We start from the raw sequence: 16,675 nt of genomic DNA on the forward strand, positions 1-16,675 counted from the left end.
GCAAATTTCTTTGCGGGGGTGTGTCGTGCTGGTCGGCAAGCGAATCCTACTGATCATCGGCGGCGGCATCGCGGCTTACAAAGGGCTGGAGGTGATTCGCCTGCTGCGCGGGCAAGGGGCCGAAGTGGTGCCCGTGCTGACCGCCGCTGGCGCCAGCTTTGTCACACCACTGTCGGTTTCGGCGCTGGCGGGCACGGCGGTGCACCAGGATCTGTTCGATCTGACGCACGAGGCCGAGATTGGCCACATCCAGCTATCGCGTGCGGCCGATCTGGTGGTGGTGGTGCCGGCAACCGCTGATTTGATGGCCAAGATGGCGCAGGGGCTGGCGAACGATATGGCCTCGACCCTGCTGCTGGCGACCGACAAGCGGGTGCTGATCGCCCCCGCGATGAACGTGCGGATGTGGCAGCACCCGGCCACGCAACGCAATATCGCCACCTTGCGCGGCGACGGTGTGCTGTTTGTCGGCCCCGACGATGGTGCCATGGCCTGCGGCGAATTCGGGCCGGGCCGCATGGCCGAGCCGCTGGCGATTCTTTCTGCGATTTCAAAGGCGCTGGCGCCTGCGCAGACACCGCTGGCAGGCCAGCACGTGCTGGTCACATCGGGCCCCACGCACGAGCCGATCGACCCCGTGCGCTATATCGCGAACCGATCCTCGGGTGCGCAGGGCACGGCGATTGCTGCGGCGCTGCTGGCGCTGGGCGCGCGGGTGACGTTCGTCACCGGCCCCGCCGAGGTGTCGCCGCCCGCAGGCGCGGACATCGTGCGGGTGGAAACCGCGGCCCAAATGCGCGCCGCCGTTCAGGCCGCGCTGCCCGCCGATGCGGCTGTCTTTGCCGCCGCTGTGGCCGATTGGCATGTGGACGGCGCAGGGGCCAGCAAGATCAAGAAAGTGGCGGGTCAGATCCCGCAGCTTCACCTGCGGGAAAACCCCGACATTCTGGCCGAGGTGGGCCATATGACGCAGGGACGCCCCACGCTGGTCGTAGGCTTTGCCGCCGAGACCGACGATGTCATCACCCATGCCACCGCCAAGCGGCTGCGCAAGGGGGCCGATTGGATTGTTGCTAACGACGTCCGCCCCGAAACCGGCATTATGGGCGGGGCGGAAAATGAAGTGACGCTGATCACCGAGAGCGGCACGGAAACGCTGCCGCGCATGTCCAAAACCGATGTCGCCGCCGCCTTGGCGCGCCGCATCGCGACTGTTTTAACGAAAGACGACGCATGACCCCCACCATCAAATTCCGCCGCCTTGACGGGTACGACGCCACTATCGCGCTGCCCAGCTACCAGACTGCGGGGGCCGCTGGCGCCGATGTGCGCGCGAATTTCGTCGCTGATCTGCGCGATGGTGGCCTGACCTTGGCCCCGCTGGCGCGGGCGGTCATCCCGACCGGCCTCGGCATCGAAATCCCGGACGGGTTCGAGGTGCAGGTGCGGATGCGGTCGGGCTTGGCGCTGAAGCACGGGCTGACCCTGCCGAATGCGCCGGGGACGATCGATTCCGACTATCGCGGCCATTTGGGGGTGATCGTGATGAACGCAGGCGATCAGCCTGTCACCATCGCCCATGGCGATCGCATTGCGCAGCTGATCGTCGCGCCCGTGGTGCAGGCCGAGTTTGTCGAGGTCGAGGACCTGAGCGAGACCGCGCGCGGCGCGGGTGGCTACGGCTCGACCGGCGTGTCGCAGTGACCGACCGCCGCTTCACCCCCGACGAGGTCGCCCGCTATGGGCGGCACATCACCTTGCGCGAAATCGGCGGGCCGGGGCAAAAGGCGCTGTCGCGCGCAAAGGTGCTGGTGGTGGGGGCTGGCGGCCTTGGCAGCCCAGTGCTGCAATACTTGGGTGCGGCGGGGGTGGGCCACATCACCGTGGTCGACGCCGATACGGTCGAGGCGACGAACCTGCAGCGGCAGGTCATCCACCGCACAGAATGGCAGGGCCGCCCCAAGGTGGATTCGGCGGCCGATGCCATTGCCGCGCAGAACCCGCATATCGACGTGCTTCCCGTGGCGCAGCGGTTCGACGCTACGAATGCGGCCGGTTTGGTCGCAGGGCACGATCTGGCGCTGGATTGTTGCGATGACACCGCGACGCGCGTCTTGCTGAACGCGACATGCGTGGCGGCAGGTGTGCCGCTGATTTCTGCGGCGCTGACGACGTGGGAGGGGCAGATCAGCCTGTATGATCCCGCGCACGGCGGCCCTTGCCTGACCTGCGTTTTCCCTAGCGCGCCGCCCGCTGTGGCCGATTGTTCCGTCGTCGGCGTCCTTGGCCCCTTGCCCGGCATTATCGGCACCATGATGGCCGCCGAGGCAATCAAGGCGCTGACCGGCGCGGGCGAGGGACTACGCGGCCGTTTGCTGATCTATGATGCGCTTTACGCCGACATGCGCATTATCCGCACCAAAGCCAACGCGGAGTGCCCGGTCTGCCATGGTGCGGGTGCGAGGGCTTAAATCAGCCCCCGTCCTTTCAACAGCCCCTCGACCCCCGGCAGGCGGCCGCGGAAGCGGGTGTATAGTTCGGCCGCATCGACCGATCCGCCTTTGGATAGAATGTTTTCTTCCAAAGACTTAGCTGTCGCGGGATCAAAGGGGTCGCCGGTTTCCAAAAACGCATCAAACGCATCCGCGTCCATCGTTTCCGACCACAGATAGCTGTAATAGCCACAGGAATACCCGTCGCCCCCGAAAACGTGGGCGAAATGCGGTGTGGCGTGGCGCATGCGGATGGCATGGGGCATGCCGATGCTTTCCAGCACCTCGGCCTGCTTTTGCATCGGGTCGGCGGGCGCGTTGCCGTCATGAAACTCCAGATCGACCAATGCCGAGGACACGATTTCGACGGTCGAGAAGCCTTGCCCGTAATTGCGTGCGTCCAGCAGGCGCGTGATCAGTTCGGGGGGCATCGCCGCGCCGGTTTCGGCGTGGGTAGCGAATTCGGCCAGAACTTCTGGCACCTCTAACCAGTGCTCGAACAGTTGCGAGGGTAGTTCCACAAAATCGCGCGCAACCGATGTGCCCGAAATGCTTTCATAGGTCACGTCCGACAGCATTTGGTGCAGCGCGTGGCCGAATTCATGGAATAGCGTACGGGCGTCGTCGTACGACAGCAGCGCGGGCTGGCCAGCCTCCGGCGGGGCGAAGTTGCACACGTTCATCACCACGGGGCGCTGCTCCAAACCGCCGATCCGGCTTTGCGACCGCAGTGCCGAGCACCACGCGCCCGAGCGTTTCGAGCCACGGGCAAAGTAGTCACCGACGAAAATCGCCACCCATTCGCCGTCGCGCGTCACTTTCCACACGCGGCAGTCGGGGTGATAGAAGGGCACGTCCAGCGCTTCGAACTCTAGCCCGAACAAGCGGTTGGCGACGCTAAAGGCAGCATCAATCATCCGGTCCAGTTGGAAAAACGGCTTGATCGCCGCCTCGTCCAAATCATGTTCGGCAAGGCGCAGTTTTTCGGCATAGTAGTGCCAGTCCCAAGCCTCTAGCGGGCCGGCGATGCCATCGGCGTGCAGCAGGGCTTCCAGCGCGGCGGCCTCGGCCTCGGCCTTAGCGCGGGCGGGGCCCCAGATATCCATTAGCAGCTTGCGTACGTTTTGCGCATTGCCCGCCATTTCCGTTTCCAGCTTGAAGGCGGCGAAGTTGTCGTAGCCTAGCAGCTGCGCGCGGGTCTGGCGCAGCTTTAGCGTTTCGGCGGCAATATCGCGGTTGTCGGTCGCGCCGCTATTGGCACCGCGCGCGACATAGGCCTCGTAGGCGCGCTGGCGCAGGGCGCGGTTCGGCGAATACTGCAGAAACGGGGTGATGATCGAGCGGGCCAACGTGACAACAGGGCCGTCTGCCTGTTTTTCCACACCCGCGGCGCGCAGGGCTGCCGTCAGGAAGGCGGGCAAGGGCGTGAGGTCGGCCTCGGCCAGCGGCATGAACCAGTCGCGTTCATCGGCCAGCAGGTTCTGGGTAAAGGTGGTGCCCAAGACAGCCAGCCGCGATTTTACGGCTTTCATCTCGTCCTCGGCCGCACCGTCCAGCGCGGCGCCACCCCGTACGAAACCCCGACGTGTCAGCATCAGAACGCGCTCTTGCTCGGGCGTCAGCGACAGGGTGTCTTTGGTGGCCCAAAGGGTATCGATCCGATGGAACAGTGCCTTGTTGCTGCTGATTTCCGACCCATAGGCGGATAGTTTTGGGGCCAGATCACGCTGCAACGCCTCGCGCGCGGGGTTCGAATCGGCCCCGGCGACGGTGTAGAACGCCGATAGCACGCGACCCAGATCTTCGTCGGCCAGTTCCAGCGCGGCGATCGTGTTGTCGAAGGTGGGGGCGTCGGGGTTGGTCGAAATGGCGGCGATCGCGGCGCGGGCCTTGGACAAGGCTTCGTCAATCGCGGGGGCGTAATCTTCGTCGGAAATCAGATCGTAGGGCGGCAGGTCGTAGGGCGCGCGCCACGGGCCCAGCAGCGGATTTGTCATCATGTATCCTTTCGTCTTGAGCCAAGGCTAGCGCCACAGACGAAAGGCTGCCAGCCCTATCGCGCGGCCCGCGCGCGCAGGTGTTGCTCGAATTTGCGCAGCAGCAGCGATAGGCCGATGGTCACGGTCAGGTAAATCAGCGCGACGACGTTATAGGTTTCAAGGTAGCGGAAATTCGCGGCTGCCGTCAGCTTGGCTAGTTGGGTGATGTCGGCGACACCCAGTACCGACACAAGCGAGCTATCCTTGACCATCGCAACGAAGTCGTTACCCAGCGGCGGCAGCACGTTGCGCATCGCTTGCGGCCAGACGATGTGGCGGAACACCTGCATGGGGCGCAGGCCCAAGGCCTTTGCAGCCTCGATCTGGCCCTGATCGACCGACAGAATCCCCGCGCGAAACACTTCGGCCAGAAAGCTGGCATAGGCCAGCATCAGCGCCGCGATGGCGCGCCACAGCAGGGGAACGTCGCGGGTGCGCAGGGGGTCGATCCCCGTCCAGCCGGTCAACGCATTCCATGCCTCGACCCCGATCGGCACCGCAACGAAGGCGATGTACAGCAGCAGCACCATGATCGGGATGCCGCGCATCACCTCGACATAAAGGCGGGCGGCTTGCCGCAGTGCGATGTGGCGCGACAGTTGCGCCAACGCCAGCCCCAACCCCAAGATTGCAGCCCCTGCAAAGGCGACCAGCGTCACCATGATCGTCACGCCAAGGCCCTTGGCCAGCACCGGCACCGCCGCGCTATAGTCGGGGTCGGCCAGCATGCGCCACAATAGCCAAAGGCCCGTTACCCCGAGGATGACGAGCCACCATGGAAAATCGTTGTCGGTCTTCTGCGGGGACATGGGTATCCGTGAATTATTGGCCCATGCTGTAGTCGTAGAACCACTTGGTGTTCAATGCCCGCAATGTGCCATCGGCGGCCAAGCTGGCGATAGCGGCGTTAAACGGCTCAATCAGGGCCGAGCCTTTGGGGAAGATGAAGCCGAAATCCTCGGCGCCCAGCGGCTCGCCGACGATTTTCAGCGCCCCGTCCGACGCTGAGACATAGCCCTGCGCCGCCGTGGAATCCGACAGGGCCAGATCCACATCGCCACTACGCAAGGCGGCAACGGCAGCGCCGAACGTCTCGACGCCGATGATGCGGGGGTTCGCCTCGTCCCCGTCCAGCACGTCATAGACGCCAACATAGAAGGGGGTCGTGCCGGGTTGAGCGGCCATCAGCAGGTCGGGGTTCGCCGCAAAGCTGATCGCATCGGTAAAGCGGCTTTCATCCGCGCGCACGATCATCAGCATTTGCGAGGTCATGTAGGGGTCCGAGAAGTCGACCATTTCCATGCGATCTTCGCGAATGGTGATGCCGTTGACGGCCAGATCGACCTGACTTTGCGACACGGCGGGGATCATGGCGTCCCAGCTGAAGTTTTCGTAGACGAGGGTGATGTTCAGGCGCTGGGCGATTTCGGCCAGCGCGTCATATTCCCAGCCGATGGCATTGCCAGCCCCATCGATGAATTGCAGGGGCGGGTAGGCGTTCTCGACCGCCACCGTCACCTCGCGCCCCTCGAGGTCGGGCAGGGCTTGGGCGTTGGCGCAGGTCGCGCCGATGATCAAGGCGGCAGTCGCCAAGGGGGCGGTATTAAACAGGGTTTTCATCATACGCTCCGCTATTGGTTTTCAACACAGTAGCGGGCGGCGGCGCGGCTTGACAACCCGCCCTTAGTGCCGCCGCTCGTCATCGGGGTGGGGCGGGGCGCCAAAGGGGTCGAGGTGGATCAGAACGTCGGCATTGGGCAAAGCGCGCACGATGGCGCGCCGCAGCGCCGCGCTGGTGCGGTGGGCCTGATCCAATGTCTGGGTGCCGTCCATTTCGGCGTGCAGATTCACAAAAATGCGGCTGCCCGATTGGCGTGTTTTCAGGTCGTGGTAGCCCATGACACCTGGATGGTTGCGGACGACGTCCTCGATCTTGGCGATGACATCTGGCGGCGCGCTGCGATCCATCAACGCGTCCCACGCTTGTTTGCCGATCTGCGCCGCGCCGCGCAGCATCAGTGCCGCCGCGAGGAGTGCGATAATGCTGTCGATCTGTCCAACGCCCCAAAACGCTGAAATCGCCAGCGCCACCAGCGCGCCGATATTGGGGATCAGGTCGCCGATATAGTGCAGCGAATCGGCGGCGACGACTTTGCTGCCCGTGCGCCGCGCCACATGGCCTTGCCATGTCACCAGCCCCAGTGTCAGCACGATCGACAGGATCATCACCGCCATGCCCGTGCCTTGCGATTCCAGCTGGTGGGCGTCATTGGCGATCAGCCGTCTAATGGCGGCGAAGGCGATGGCGATGGCCGATCCGGTGATGATCAGCGATTGCGCCAGCGCGGTCAGGTCCTCGACCGCGGTGTGGCCATAGCGGTGGTCGTTGTCGGCGGGCTTGGCCGCATAGGCGATGGCCAGCAGCCCCGCCAGCGAGACCAACAAATCCAGCGCCGAATCCGCCAGCGTTGCCGCGACCGACAGCGCGCCGGTGGCTTGCAACGCCCACAGCTTGGCCAGTACCAAAATACTTGCGACCGAAACGGATAGGATCCCCGCTGACAGGTTCAGCCGGGTGTCCGAGGGTGGGTTTGCCATGGCGCCTCGCTCAGTTACGGATTTCGTCGGCGTCTACACCCCAAAGGGCGGACTTTGGGGCCCAGCCGCGATAGCCGCTGGCGGCGATGCGGCACCAGTCGGGGCGGCATTCATCCAGATTGGCGATCACGCCGCTTTCGAATTCGGCCACCACAGGGGCGTTGGGTTCGGGCTGCGCCAAAACGGGCAGCAGGTCGCTTTGCACGATCACCGTGCGGTTCCCCGACAGCAGCGCGTAGTGCACCCAGCCGCCTTCGCCGTCGCGGTCAATGATGCGGCGCCAGTGTTCGTATTCGCCGACGATCTGCACAGGCAGCCCCGCGCGATTATAAACCCAATCCACGCGGTGCGACGACGATGGGCCGCGGCGGACGTTCACCTCGTTGCTTTTCAGTGAGACGTAGCGCGGAATGGGCAGGTTGGTCGATGGCCCAAGCGTAGGCTCGTTACTGCGCGGCGCGGGGGCGGCAGGGCCGGCAGCAGGTGTTGGTGGCGGTGCGGGGGGGGCGACATTCTCGGCCGGGGGGGCGGGGGTTGCGGGCACTTCGGCCCCGCGCGCGACAGGAAGCGGCACGCCATCGGTAGGCGTTTGCGCCAAAGCGCCGGAGGAGGCTGCAAAAACAGTCACCAGCGCGGCTGCAATCATGCCGCTATGCCGCGTTTTTGTTGGGTTTTTCATCGCACCGTCCTGCTTGATGCGGCTATTTTGCCATTTTGCGCGGCCCGAGGAAAGCGCATTGCTGCCGGGCGCGCGCTGAACAGCCGGACGGCGCAAATTAAAGCAGGCTGGGGCGAGGCGGGCCCACCTGTCACAGGCGGGCCGCGCAGTGGTTAAGGGCCGGTTAGGACGGGATCTCGGCGGTGATGCCTTCGACGTAGAAGTTCATCGACAGCAGGTCTTCGTCTTTTGCCGTTTCACCTTCGGCCAGCCATGCCGAACCGTCTTGCTTGTTCAGCGGGCCGGTGAAGGGGTGGTAGGTGCCGGCGGCAATCGCGTCACGCACGGCCTCGGCCTGCGCTTTCACGTCGGCGGGGACTGCATCGGTGATCTCGCCGATGCCGACTTCGCCTTCGGCAATGCCGCCCCAAGTCGATGTCGATTCCCACGTGCCATCGATCAGGGCTTGAACGCGCTTGATGTAGTACGGCGACCAGTTGTCGATGATCGAGGAAACGCGCGGGAAGGGCGCGAATGCAGTCATGTCCGACGCTTGGCCAAAGGTCACCACATCGCCAGCGGCTTGCGCGGCAGCTTGCGGTGCAGTCGAATCGGTGTGTTGCAAGATGACGTCGACGCCTTGCTCGATCATGGCCTTGGCGATGTCGGCCTCGGTTGCGGGGTCGAACCAGCTATAGGCCCAAGCCACGACCAGCTCGACATCGGGGTTCACCTTCTTGGCGTGGATGAAGGTCGAGTTGATGCCTTGGATCACTTCGGGGATCGGGAACGACCCGATGTAGCCGATCTTGTTGGTTTTGGTCATCAGGCCCGCGATGGTGGCGGTGACGGCGCGGCCTTCGTAGAAGCGTGCGTCGTAAGTCGCCAGATTGTCGGCGCGCGTGTATCCGGTCGCGTGTTCAAACTTCACATCGGGGAATTTCGCGGCAACGGCGGCGGTCGCTTCCATGAACCCGAAGGAGGTTGCGAAGATCAGCTTGCAGCCGGCCAGCGCCATTTGGGTCAGCGCGCGTTCGGCATCGGGGCCTTCGGGCACGTTTTCCTGATACATCGTCTCGATCGCGGGGCCGAAGTGGTCGACCAGCGCCAGACGGGCTTGTTCGTGCTGGAACGTCCAGCCACCGTCGCCCACGGGGCCGACATAGATGAAGCCGACCTTGATCGGGTCTTGCGCACGTGCGGGAATGCCGAGGGCGGCCATAACGGCACCGGCGGCGCCGGTAGCCAGAAGGGTTCTGCGTTTCATTCTTCACTCTCCTTGTTGGTGCGGGGCTTTGGCCCGGCGTTTGGTTCCGGTTTCCCGGGAAACGTTATTGGGTGGCGTGGAAAGGTTTACCGATCATCGCGGGTCCGCCTGCGCGGCTGCGCCCGCGCGACAGCAGCACCAGCGCCAGAATGGTGACCAGATACGGCGTCATCGCCAGCAGCGAGACCGGGATCGGCACCCGCGCCAGCTGCAGGTTGATCTGCAGCACGGCGATGCCGCCGAACAGATAGGCCCCGATCAGCAACCGCCCCGGCCGCCAGCTGGCGAAGACCACGATGGCCAGTGCGATCCAGCCCGCGCCAGCGGTGACGCCATCGGTCCATTGCGGCACACGGACAAGGCTCAGATACGCCCCGCCAAGGCCCGCGCAGGCCCCGCCGAAACAGATCGCAAGGCTGCGCACCAAGATCACCTTATACCCCAGCGCGTGCGCCGCATCGTGGTTTTCCCCGACTGCCCGCAGGATCAACCCCGCGCGGCTGCGGTTCAAGAAGACCCACACGCCAAGGCACAGCAGCAGCGAGACATAGACCATCGCGTCGTGGCGGAACAAAATTGGCCCCAGCACAGGCACATCGGACAGGAACGGCACGTTCAGCGTGGCTGACGGCGGGGCCTTGATCCCGTTGTAACCCTGCCCCATCAGTGACGCGAACCCGAGGCCGAACAGCGTTAGCGATAGCCCTGTCGCCACTTGGTTTGACAGCAGGAATTGGGTCAACAGCGCGAAGACCAGCGCCAGCGCTGCCCCGCCCAGTGCCGCGCCCAGATAGCCCAGCGTGACGGATTGGCTATGCACCGCGACAATAAAGCCGCAGATCGCGCCGGTGATCATCATCCCCTCTACCCCAAGGTTCAGGACGCCGGATTTTTCGACCACCAACTCGCCAATAGCGGCCAGCAAGATGGGGGTCGATGCGACCATCAGCGATGCGATCAGCAGGACGGGGTTGATCGAGGACAGGTCCATTACGCGGCCTCTTTGCGTGCGGGCCGCGTGAAACGCAGGCGGTAATTGGTGAAGACGTCAAAGGCCAACAGGAAGAACAACAGCATCCCTTGGAACATCTGGATCGCCGCGCCCGGCAGGCCGATAGCGGTTTGCGCCGACTCCCCGCCGATGTAGGTCAGTGCCATCAATAGGCCTGCCAGCAAAATCCCGATGGGGTGCAGGCGGCCCAAAAACGCCACGATGATCGCGGTAAATCCATAGCCGACGCCAAAGTCGATCGAGATGCGCCCTGCGGGGCCCGCCACCTCGAACATACCGGCCAGCCCTGCCAGCGCGCCTGAAAGCCCCGTGCAGATCAAGATCAATCGCCCCGGTTTGACGCCCGAGAAACTGGCAGCCCGCGGGCTTTGCCCCGCAAGGCGGATGTTGAAGCCGAACATATGGCGGCTGAGGGTGACGTAGGCCAAGATCACCGCGATCAGGGCGGCCACCACCCCCCAGTGCATGCCGCTACCCGCGATCAATTCGTTATTCGCCGCCGCCGGATAGCGAGAGATCACGCGCGAGCCCGGAAAGCCCATGCCGTCTGGGTTGCGCATCGGCCCCAGCGCCATTTGTGCGATCAGCTTTTCGGCGACATAGACCAGCATCAACGAGACCAAAGTCTCGCTTGCGCCATAGCGGACGCGTAAAATGCCGGGGATCAACCCCCAAGCCATGCCGCCCAAAGCGCCCGCAACGACCATCAGCGGGAAGATGTACCAGCCGGCGGCAGGGTAGAAGGCCAAGGCCACCGCCGCGCCGCAAATGGCGCCGACGATGTATTGCCCCTCGGCCCCGATGTTCCAAATGCCCGCGCGAAATCCGAACGACAGCCCCACTGCGATTAGCACCAGCGGCCCCGCCTTGATTAGCAGTTGGCTGCGGAAGTAGCTGGCGTAGGGGCCTAAGATCGGGTCCCAAAAGATGGTGTGCAGCGTTGTGACAGGGTCTTTGCCCAGCAGTGCGAACATGATGCCGCCCGCGATCATGGTGACGATCACGGCGATGATCGGCGTCAGCCAAGTCCAGACATGTGAGGGGTTCGGGCGTTTTTCCAGACGGATCATGCGGGTACCCCAGCGTCAGCCGCCATCCCGCCCAACATCAGGCCGATTTCATCCAGACCCAGTCCGCGGGCATCGCGGGCGGGGGATAGGTGACCCGCGTTCAGGGCGCAGAAACGGTCGGAAATCTCCATCAACTCATCCAGGTCTTGACTGATGACAATGATCGCGGCGCCTTTTGCCGCCAGATCCAGCAGGGCTTGCCGGATCGCGGCGGCGGCGGCGGCGTCTACACCCCATGTGGGCTGGTTCACCACCAGCACGGCGGGATTTTGCAAAATCTCGCGGCCCACGACGAATTTCTGCAGGTTGCCGCCCGACAGGGCGCGGGCGGCGACATGGGGGCCGGGGGTGCGCACGTCGAATGTTTCTATAATGCGGCGGGCGAAGGTGGTGGTCTTGCCCCAGTTTACCAGCCCGCTTTTGACCAAACCTTCGCGCAGCGCGCCCGTCAGCAGCGCGTTCTCGGTCAGCGACATATCAGGCGCGGCCGCATGGCCGAGGCGTTCTTCGGGGGCGGTCAGCAGGCCCAGTTTGCGCCGATCGTTCGGGCGCAGTTGGCCGATGTCCTGATCGTTCAGCATCACCATGTCGGCGGGGCTGCGCACCTCGCCCGAGAGGGCCAGCAACAGCTCGTCCTGCCCGCTGCCCGCCACACCGCCGATACCTAGAATCTCGCCTTTGCGCAGGTTCAGGCTGATGTCCGACAGGTTGGTCCCAAAGGCGCGGGGCGACGGCAGGCTGAGGTTTTTCAGGCTGAGGATGACATCCCCCGCCAGCACAGGGGCGCGGCTTGGGATTTGCAGGCTGCTGCCAACCATCATTTCGGCCATGTCGCGGGCAGATGTGGTGCGCGGATCGCAGCTGCCGACCACCTTGCCGTGGCGCAGCACCGTGGCGCTGTCGCACAGCGCGCGGATTTCCTCGAGCTTGTGCGAGATATAGAGGATCGAGCGCCCTTCGCCGCGCAGGCGGCGCAGCGTTTCGAACAGTGTCGTCACCTCTTGCGGGGTTAGGACGGATGTCGGCTCGTCCATGATCAGCAGTTGCGGGTCTTGCAGCAGGCAGCGGATAATCTCGACCCGCTGCCGCTCGCCCGCCGAGAGGTCGCCGACGATGCGTTCGGGGGAAAGGGGCAGGCCGTAGGCGGTGGAAATCTCGGTGATGCGCTGGGCCAGCGCCGCCATGGGGGGCGGGTTTTCCATCCCGAGGGCAACGTTTTCCGCGACGGTCAGGGCCTCGAACAGCGAAAAGTGCTGGAAGACCATCGCCACCCCCGCCGACCGCGCGGCGCGGGGCTCGGACGGGGCGTAGGGGGCGCCGTTCAGGGTCATTGTGCCGCTATCGGGGCGGATCAGGCCGTAGATGGTTTTGACCAGCGTCGATTTGCCCGCGCCGTTTTCGCCCAGCAGGGCATGAACCTCGCCTTTGCCGATGGCAAACGAGATGTCGCTGTTGGCCACGACCCCGGGGTAAGCCTTGGTCAGGCCCGAGAGGCCCAGCAGCACGTCAGTCAAGCGAGCCTCCCACTGTTTGACAGATGTTTACGCCAATTCTTTACCTTTCAGTAAAGCGTATATGACCCCAATCGCAATGGCTTGTGGCCTTTTACCCAGCGCCGGATCACCAATCGGGCAGGTAATGCGCTGAATTTGGGCGTCCGAATGACCCAGCGCGGCAAGGCGGCGCTGGAATCGCACCCATTTCGTATCGGACCCGATCAGACCGGCGCTGTGAAAGCCGTGTTGTAGCAGCGCGTGGCACAGGGCGAAGTCGAAGTCGTGCGAATAGGTCATAATCAGGTGGTCGGCATCGGACGGGGCATAGCGCACGACCAGCGCGGGGTCGGCGGCGACCAGCGGGGTGACATTGCCTTCGACCGGCGGGAAGCGGTCGGGCGCGGTGTCGACCCATGTGATCTGACGGTCGTTCAGCGGGGCAAGGATGCTGACGATGGCACGGCCGACATGGCCAGCGCCGAACAGCCAAAGGGGGCGCGCCAAGGGGGGCGGCCCCTCGATAATCCAGCCGCCCTCGATGCGCGGGTTGCCGTCGGGCAGGGGCGTCAGGTGGGGGGGCGGCGGCGCGGCAGGGTCGATCGGGCGAGCATAGGGGAGGGCGCTGGGCAGGTTGGCAGCGGTGAACACCTCGTATAGCAGCGTGACCGAGCCGCCGCAGCACTGCCCAAGGCGTGGCCCCAGCGGGTAGGTTTGCAGCGCGGCTGGCCCGCCTTCGGCCAGCAGGGCACGGGCGGCGGTGATGGCTTCTTCCTCTAGCCGTCCGCCGCCGATGGTGCCGTCCAGATCATTTTCGCTGACCAGCATGCTGGTGCCCGTCTCGCGCGGGACCGACCCTGCATGGCGCAGCACCAGCACGCGCACAAGGCGCGCGTGCCGCTGAACCGCGCGTGTCAGCGCGGGTAGGTCGAGGCTCATTTTTCCGCGCCGGTTTGGGCGCGGGCGACGGCCTGCAGGATCGATTCGGCTGTTGCGGGCGCGCGCAGGGCGGGCCATGTGGGGCCGCAGGCAGCCACAGCGTCTTGCAGCGCCAAAAAGGCCGAGATGCCGTGCATGAACGGCGGCTCGCCCACCGCCTTTGACCGGTAAACGGTTGGCAGCGGCGCGGGCCGGTTCACCAGAGCGACGTTGAAAATGCGCGGGCGGTCGGAACAGGCGGGGATTTTATAGGTCGACGGCGCGTGGGTGCGCAGCAGGCCTTTGTCGTCCCAGACCAGTTCCTCGGTCGTCAGCCAGCCGGCGCCTTGCACATAAGCCCCCTCGACCTGCCCGATGTCGATCACGGGGTTCAGCGATGCGCCGGTGTCGTGCAAGATGTCGGCGCGCAGGATGCGGTTTTCGCCGGTCAGCGTGTCGATCACCACCTCGGAAATGGCGCAGCCATAGGCGAAGTAGTAAAAAGCGCGGCCTTGGCCCTTGATCCGGTCCCACGAAATATCGGGCGTTTTGTAGTGGCCGGTGGCCGACAGGGCGACGCGCTGGAAGTAGCAAATCCGCGCGGCTTCGGCAAAGGTGATGGACTGTTCGGCGAAATGCACCTGATCGTCGGCAAAGCGCACGGCCTCGGGCGGGGTCTGGTATAGCGGGCCAAGGCAGTCGGCCATGCGCTGGCGCAGCGTGACGCAGGCCGCATGGGCCGCCGCGCCGTTCAGGTCCGACCCGGACGAGGCCGCCGTGGCCGAGGTGTTGGGCACTTTGGCGGTATCGGTGGCGGTGATGCGGATGCGATCGATGTCGATCCCCAGCGCCTCGGCTGCGATCTGGGCGACCTTCAGGAACAGGCCTTGGCCCATTTCGGTGCCCCCGTGGTTCAGCGCGACCGAGCCGTCCTGATAGATGTGCACCAGCGACCCGGCTTGGTTGTAATGCGTCGCGGTAAAGGAAATGCCGAATTTCACGGGCGAGAAAGCGATGCCTTTCTTCAGCCGCGCGTTCGTGCGGTTCCAGTCGTCCACTGCGGCGCGGCGGGCGGTGTAGTCGGCGGTATCCAGCAGGCGGTCGGTCATGTCCTGCAAGATGAAGTCGGTCACTTGCATGCCGTAGGGCGTGGTGTTTTCCGCCCCCGCGCTACCCATCGGCTGATAGTAGTTGCGCTGGCGCAGGGTGATAGGGTCGATGCCTGTTTCATGGGCCAGATGCGCGATGATCTGTTCCATCCCGAACAGGCCCTGCGGGCCGCCAAAGCCGCGATAGGCGGTGGCCGATTGCATGTTCGTCTTCAGCCGGTGCGAGGTGATGCGCATGTCGGCAATCAGATAGGCGTTTTCGGCGTGCAGCATGGCGCGGTCGGCCACGGCCAGCGACAGGTCCTGCGCCCAGCCGCATCGGGTGTAATGCGTCACGTCGATGCCAAGGATCCGGCCTGTATCGTCATAGCCCACCCTATAATCGATCCGGAAATCATGGCGTTTGCCGGTGATCATCATATCGTCGTCGCGGTCATACCGCATGCGGCAGACACGGCCTGTCGCGCGGGCGGCCAGCGCGCAGGCAATGGCCAGCGAATTGCCTTGGCTTTCTTTGCCGCCAAAACCGCCACCCATCCGTCGCGTTTCCACACGGACGGCGTGCATATGGGTGCCCAAGGCCTCGGCAACCTTGTGCTGGATTTCGGTCGGGTGCTGGGTCGAGCAGTTGACCAGCATGTCGCCGTTTTCTTGCGGCCACGCCATGGCGACTTGGCCTTCAAGATAGAAGTGTTCCTGCCCGCCCATGGTGAGCGACCCTGTCAGCGTGCGGGGCGCGCGGGCCAGTGCGGCATCGGCGTCGCCCTTGCGCCAAACCAGCGGGGCCGATTCGAAGCGGCTGTTCGCCGCCAGCGCATCCTCGATTGTCAGGATGGGCGTTTCGGGGGCATATTCGACCTTGGCTTTGCGGGCGGCCTTGCGCGCGGCAAGGTGGCTGTCTGCGGCGACAATGAACAGGGGTTGGCCTAGAAAGTGAACCTCGCCTTTGGCCAGCAGCGGCTCGTCATGGGCGACGGCGCTGACATCATTGTCGAACGGCAGGTCTTCCAGCGTGATCACACTATGCACACCCGCGGCGGCGCGCACGTCGGTCAGGTCGATGGACAAGATCTTGCCGCGCGCGATGGTCGACATGCCGAACGCCAAATGCAGCGCGTCGCGCGGGGCGGGGATGTCGTCGGTGTAGCGGGCTTTGCCGGTGACGTGCAGTAGGGCAGCATCATGGGGCAGAGATTTCGCGATGCTCATGCCGAGACCTCCAGCACATGCGTCTGTTTGCCCGCAAGGTCGTCGATATAGCGCAAGAGCAGGCCCTGCGCGGCCTCTAGCCGGTAGGCGGCGCTGGCACGCATGTCGGACAGGGGTTGGTAGTCGGTGGCAAAGGCGGCCAGCGCAGCCTCGGTCGCGGTGCCCCACAGCTGGCCCAGCAGTGCGGCCTCGACCGCGCTCGCGCGTTTGGGGGTTGCAGCCATGCCGCCAAAGGCGATGCGGGCGTCTGTGACAATGCCGTCCGTCACGGTGACGTTAAACGCCCCGCAAGCTGTCGAAATGTCCTGATCGAAGCGTTTCGACAGTTTATAGACACGCAGCGCCGGGGCTGTGGTCGGGATGGTGATCGCCTCGACAAACTCGCCCTTGGCGCGGTCTTGCTTGCCATAGGCGATGAAGAAGTCCTCGATCGGCAGGCTGCGGCGTGTGTCGCCATGGCGCAGGTGCAGCGTCGCGCCCAGTGCGATCAGCGCGGGCGGGTTGTCCCCGATGGGCGAGCCGTTGGCCACGTTACCCCCGATGGTCGCCGCGTTGCGCACCTGATGGCTGGCATAGCGCCGCACCATTTCGGCGTAAGACGGGTGATACTGTCGCAGATAGGGCAGCAACTGGTTCATCGTGACACCAGCCCCAATGTGAATGCTGTCGCCCGTGACCGTGACTGTTTGCAAATCGCGCACGCGGTTCAGGAAGGCAACCTTGGGCAGATCACGCAGTTGCTTGGTGACCCACAGCCCCACATCCGTTGCGCCCGCAATCAGCGTAGCATCGGGGTTGGCGGCATACCAT

15 protein-coding genes (1 of these 15 only partly in view) are annotated in these 16,675 nt (G+C 64.6%); 3 read left to right on the forward strand and 12 right to left on the reverse strand.

Features of this window, described 5'->3' with window-relative positions; all coding sequences use genetic code 11:
• Positions 1 to 25 precede the first annotated feature (25 nt).
• The 3 genes from coaBC to BVG79_RS01375 are packed head-to-tail and all read left to right on the forward strand — an operon-like array spanning position 26 to position 2,471.
• A complete protein-coding gene (gene coaBC, locus BVG79_RS01365) occupies positions 26 to 1,237 on the forward strand; it encodes a bifunctional phosphopantothenoylcysteine decarboxylase/phosphopantothenate--cysteine ligase CoaBC (protein ID WP_085785320.1) in 1,212 nt (403 codons plus the stop codon).
• Positions 1,234 to 1,704, forward strand: coding sequence for a dUTP diphosphatase (dut, locus tag BVG79_RS01370; RefSeq protein ID WP_085785321.1), 471 nt, complete (start codon positions 1,234 to 1,236; stop codon positions 1,702 to 1,704). The genes coaBC and dut overlap by 4 nt, the downstream gene beginning before the upstream one ends.
• Positions 1,701 to 2,471, forward strand: a complete 771-nt coding sequence (locus tag BVG79_RS01375; protein WP_085785322.1) for a HesA/MoeB/ThiF family protein — start codon at positions 1,701 to 1,703, stop codon at positions 2,469 to 2,471. Before dut ends, BVG79_RS01375 begins: the two co-directional genes overlap by 4 nt.
• Here BVG79_RS01375 and BVG79_RS01380 read toward each other — a convergent pair.
• The 12 genes from BVG79_RS01380 to xdhA all read right to left on the reverse strand — a co-directional run.
• Positions 2,468 to 4,489, reverse strand: coding sequence for a M3 family metallopeptidase (locus tag BVG79_RS01380; protein WP_085787175.1), 2,022 nt, complete (start codon positions 4,487 to 4,489; stop codon positions 2,468 to 2,470). The two genes, BVG79_RS01375 and BVG79_RS01380, sit on opposite strands and share 4 nt — an antisense overlap.
• A 56-nt stretch (positions 4,490 to 4,545) precedes the next feature.
• Complete coding sequence (locus BVG79_RS01385; RefSeq protein ID WP_085785323.1) at positions 4,546 to 5,340, reverse strand: amino acid ABC transporter permease; 795 nt, start codon at positions 5,338 to 5,340, stop codon at positions 4,546 to 4,548.
• Between the two features lie 13 nt (positions 5,341 to 5,353).
• Positions 5,354 to 6,154 carry a substrate-binding periplasmic protein gene (locus tag BVG79_RS01390; RefSeq protein WP_157115597.1) on the reverse strand — a complete coding sequence of 267 codons (801 nt, stop codon included), beginning with the start codon at positions 6,152 to 6,154 and terminating at the stop codon, positions 5,354 to 5,356.
• Between the two features lie 60 nt (positions 6,155 to 6,214).
• Complete coding sequence (locus BVG79_RS01395; protein ID WP_085785324.1) at positions 6,215 to 7,129, reverse strand: cation diffusion facilitator family transporter; 915 nt, start codon at positions 7,127 to 7,129, stop codon at positions 6,215 to 6,217.
• A gap of 10 nt (positions 7,130 to 7,139) precedes the next feature.
• Positions 7,140 to 7,808, reverse strand: a complete 669-nt coding sequence (locus tag BVG79_RS13380; protein ID WP_085787177.1) for an SH3 domain-containing protein — start codon at positions 7,806 to 7,808, stop codon at positions 7,140 to 7,142.
• A gap of 163 nt (positions 7,809 to 7,971) precedes the next feature.
• Entirely contained in the window at positions 7,972 to 9,054 is a 1,083-nt protein-coding gene (locus BVG79_RS01405; protein WP_085785325.1) for a BMP family ABC transporter substrate-binding protein, read from the reverse strand.
• A gap of 64 nt (positions 9,055 to 9,118) precedes the next feature.
• Positions 9,119 to 10,045, reverse strand: a complete 927-nt coding sequence (locus tag BVG79_RS01410) for an ABC transporter permease (protein WP_085785326.1) — start codon at positions 10,043 to 10,045, stop codon at positions 9,119 to 9,121.
• On the reverse strand, positions 10,045 to 11,136 hold the full coding sequence (locus BVG79_RS01415; protein ID WP_085785327.1) for an ABC transporter permease: 1,092 nt from the start codon (positions 11,134 to 11,136) through the stop codon (positions 10,045 to 10,047). Before BVG79_RS01415 ends, BVG79_RS01410 begins: the two co-directional genes overlap by 1 nt.
• Positions 11,133 to 12,650, reverse strand: a complete 1,518-nt coding sequence (locus BVG79_RS01420) for an ABC transporter ATP-binding protein (protein ID WP_085785328.1) — start codon at positions 12,648 to 12,650, stop codon at positions 11,133 to 11,135. The genes BVG79_RS01415 and BVG79_RS01420 overlap by 4 nt, the downstream gene beginning before the upstream one ends.
• 27 nt (positions 12,651 to 12,677) lie before the next feature.
• Complete coding sequence (gene xdhC, locus BVG79_RS01425; protein ID WP_085785329.1) at positions 12,678 to 13,568, reverse strand: xanthine dehydrogenase accessory protein XdhC; 891 nt, start codon at positions 13,566 to 13,568, stop codon at positions 12,678 to 12,680.
• Positions 13,565 to 15,865 carry a xanthine dehydrogenase molybdopterin binding subunit gene (xdhB, locus tag BVG79_RS01430; protein ID WP_085785330.1) on the reverse strand — a complete coding sequence of 767 codons (2,301 nt, stop codon included), beginning with the start codon at positions 15,863 to 15,865 and terminating at the stop codon, positions 13,565 to 13,567. Before xdhB ends, xdhC begins: the two co-directional genes overlap by 4 nt.
• On the reverse strand, positions 15,862 to 16,675 hold the 3' portion of the coding sequence (xdhA, locus tag BVG79_RS01435; RefSeq protein WP_085787178.1) for a xanthine dehydrogenase small subunit. 551 nt of this gene lie beyond the right edge of the window; only the last 814 of its 1,365 coding nucleotides appear in the window; its start codon lies beyond the right edge, outside the window; its stop codon occupies positions 15,862 to 15,864. The genes xdhB and xdhA overlap by 4 nt, the downstream gene beginning before the upstream one ends.

The sequence above is a fragment of the Ketogulonicigenium robustum genome, assembly GCF_002117445.1.
Classification (GTDB): domain Bacteria; phylum Pseudomonadota; class Alphaproteobacteria; order Rhodobacterales; family Rhodobacteraceae; genus Ketogulonicigenium; species Ketogulonicigenium robustum.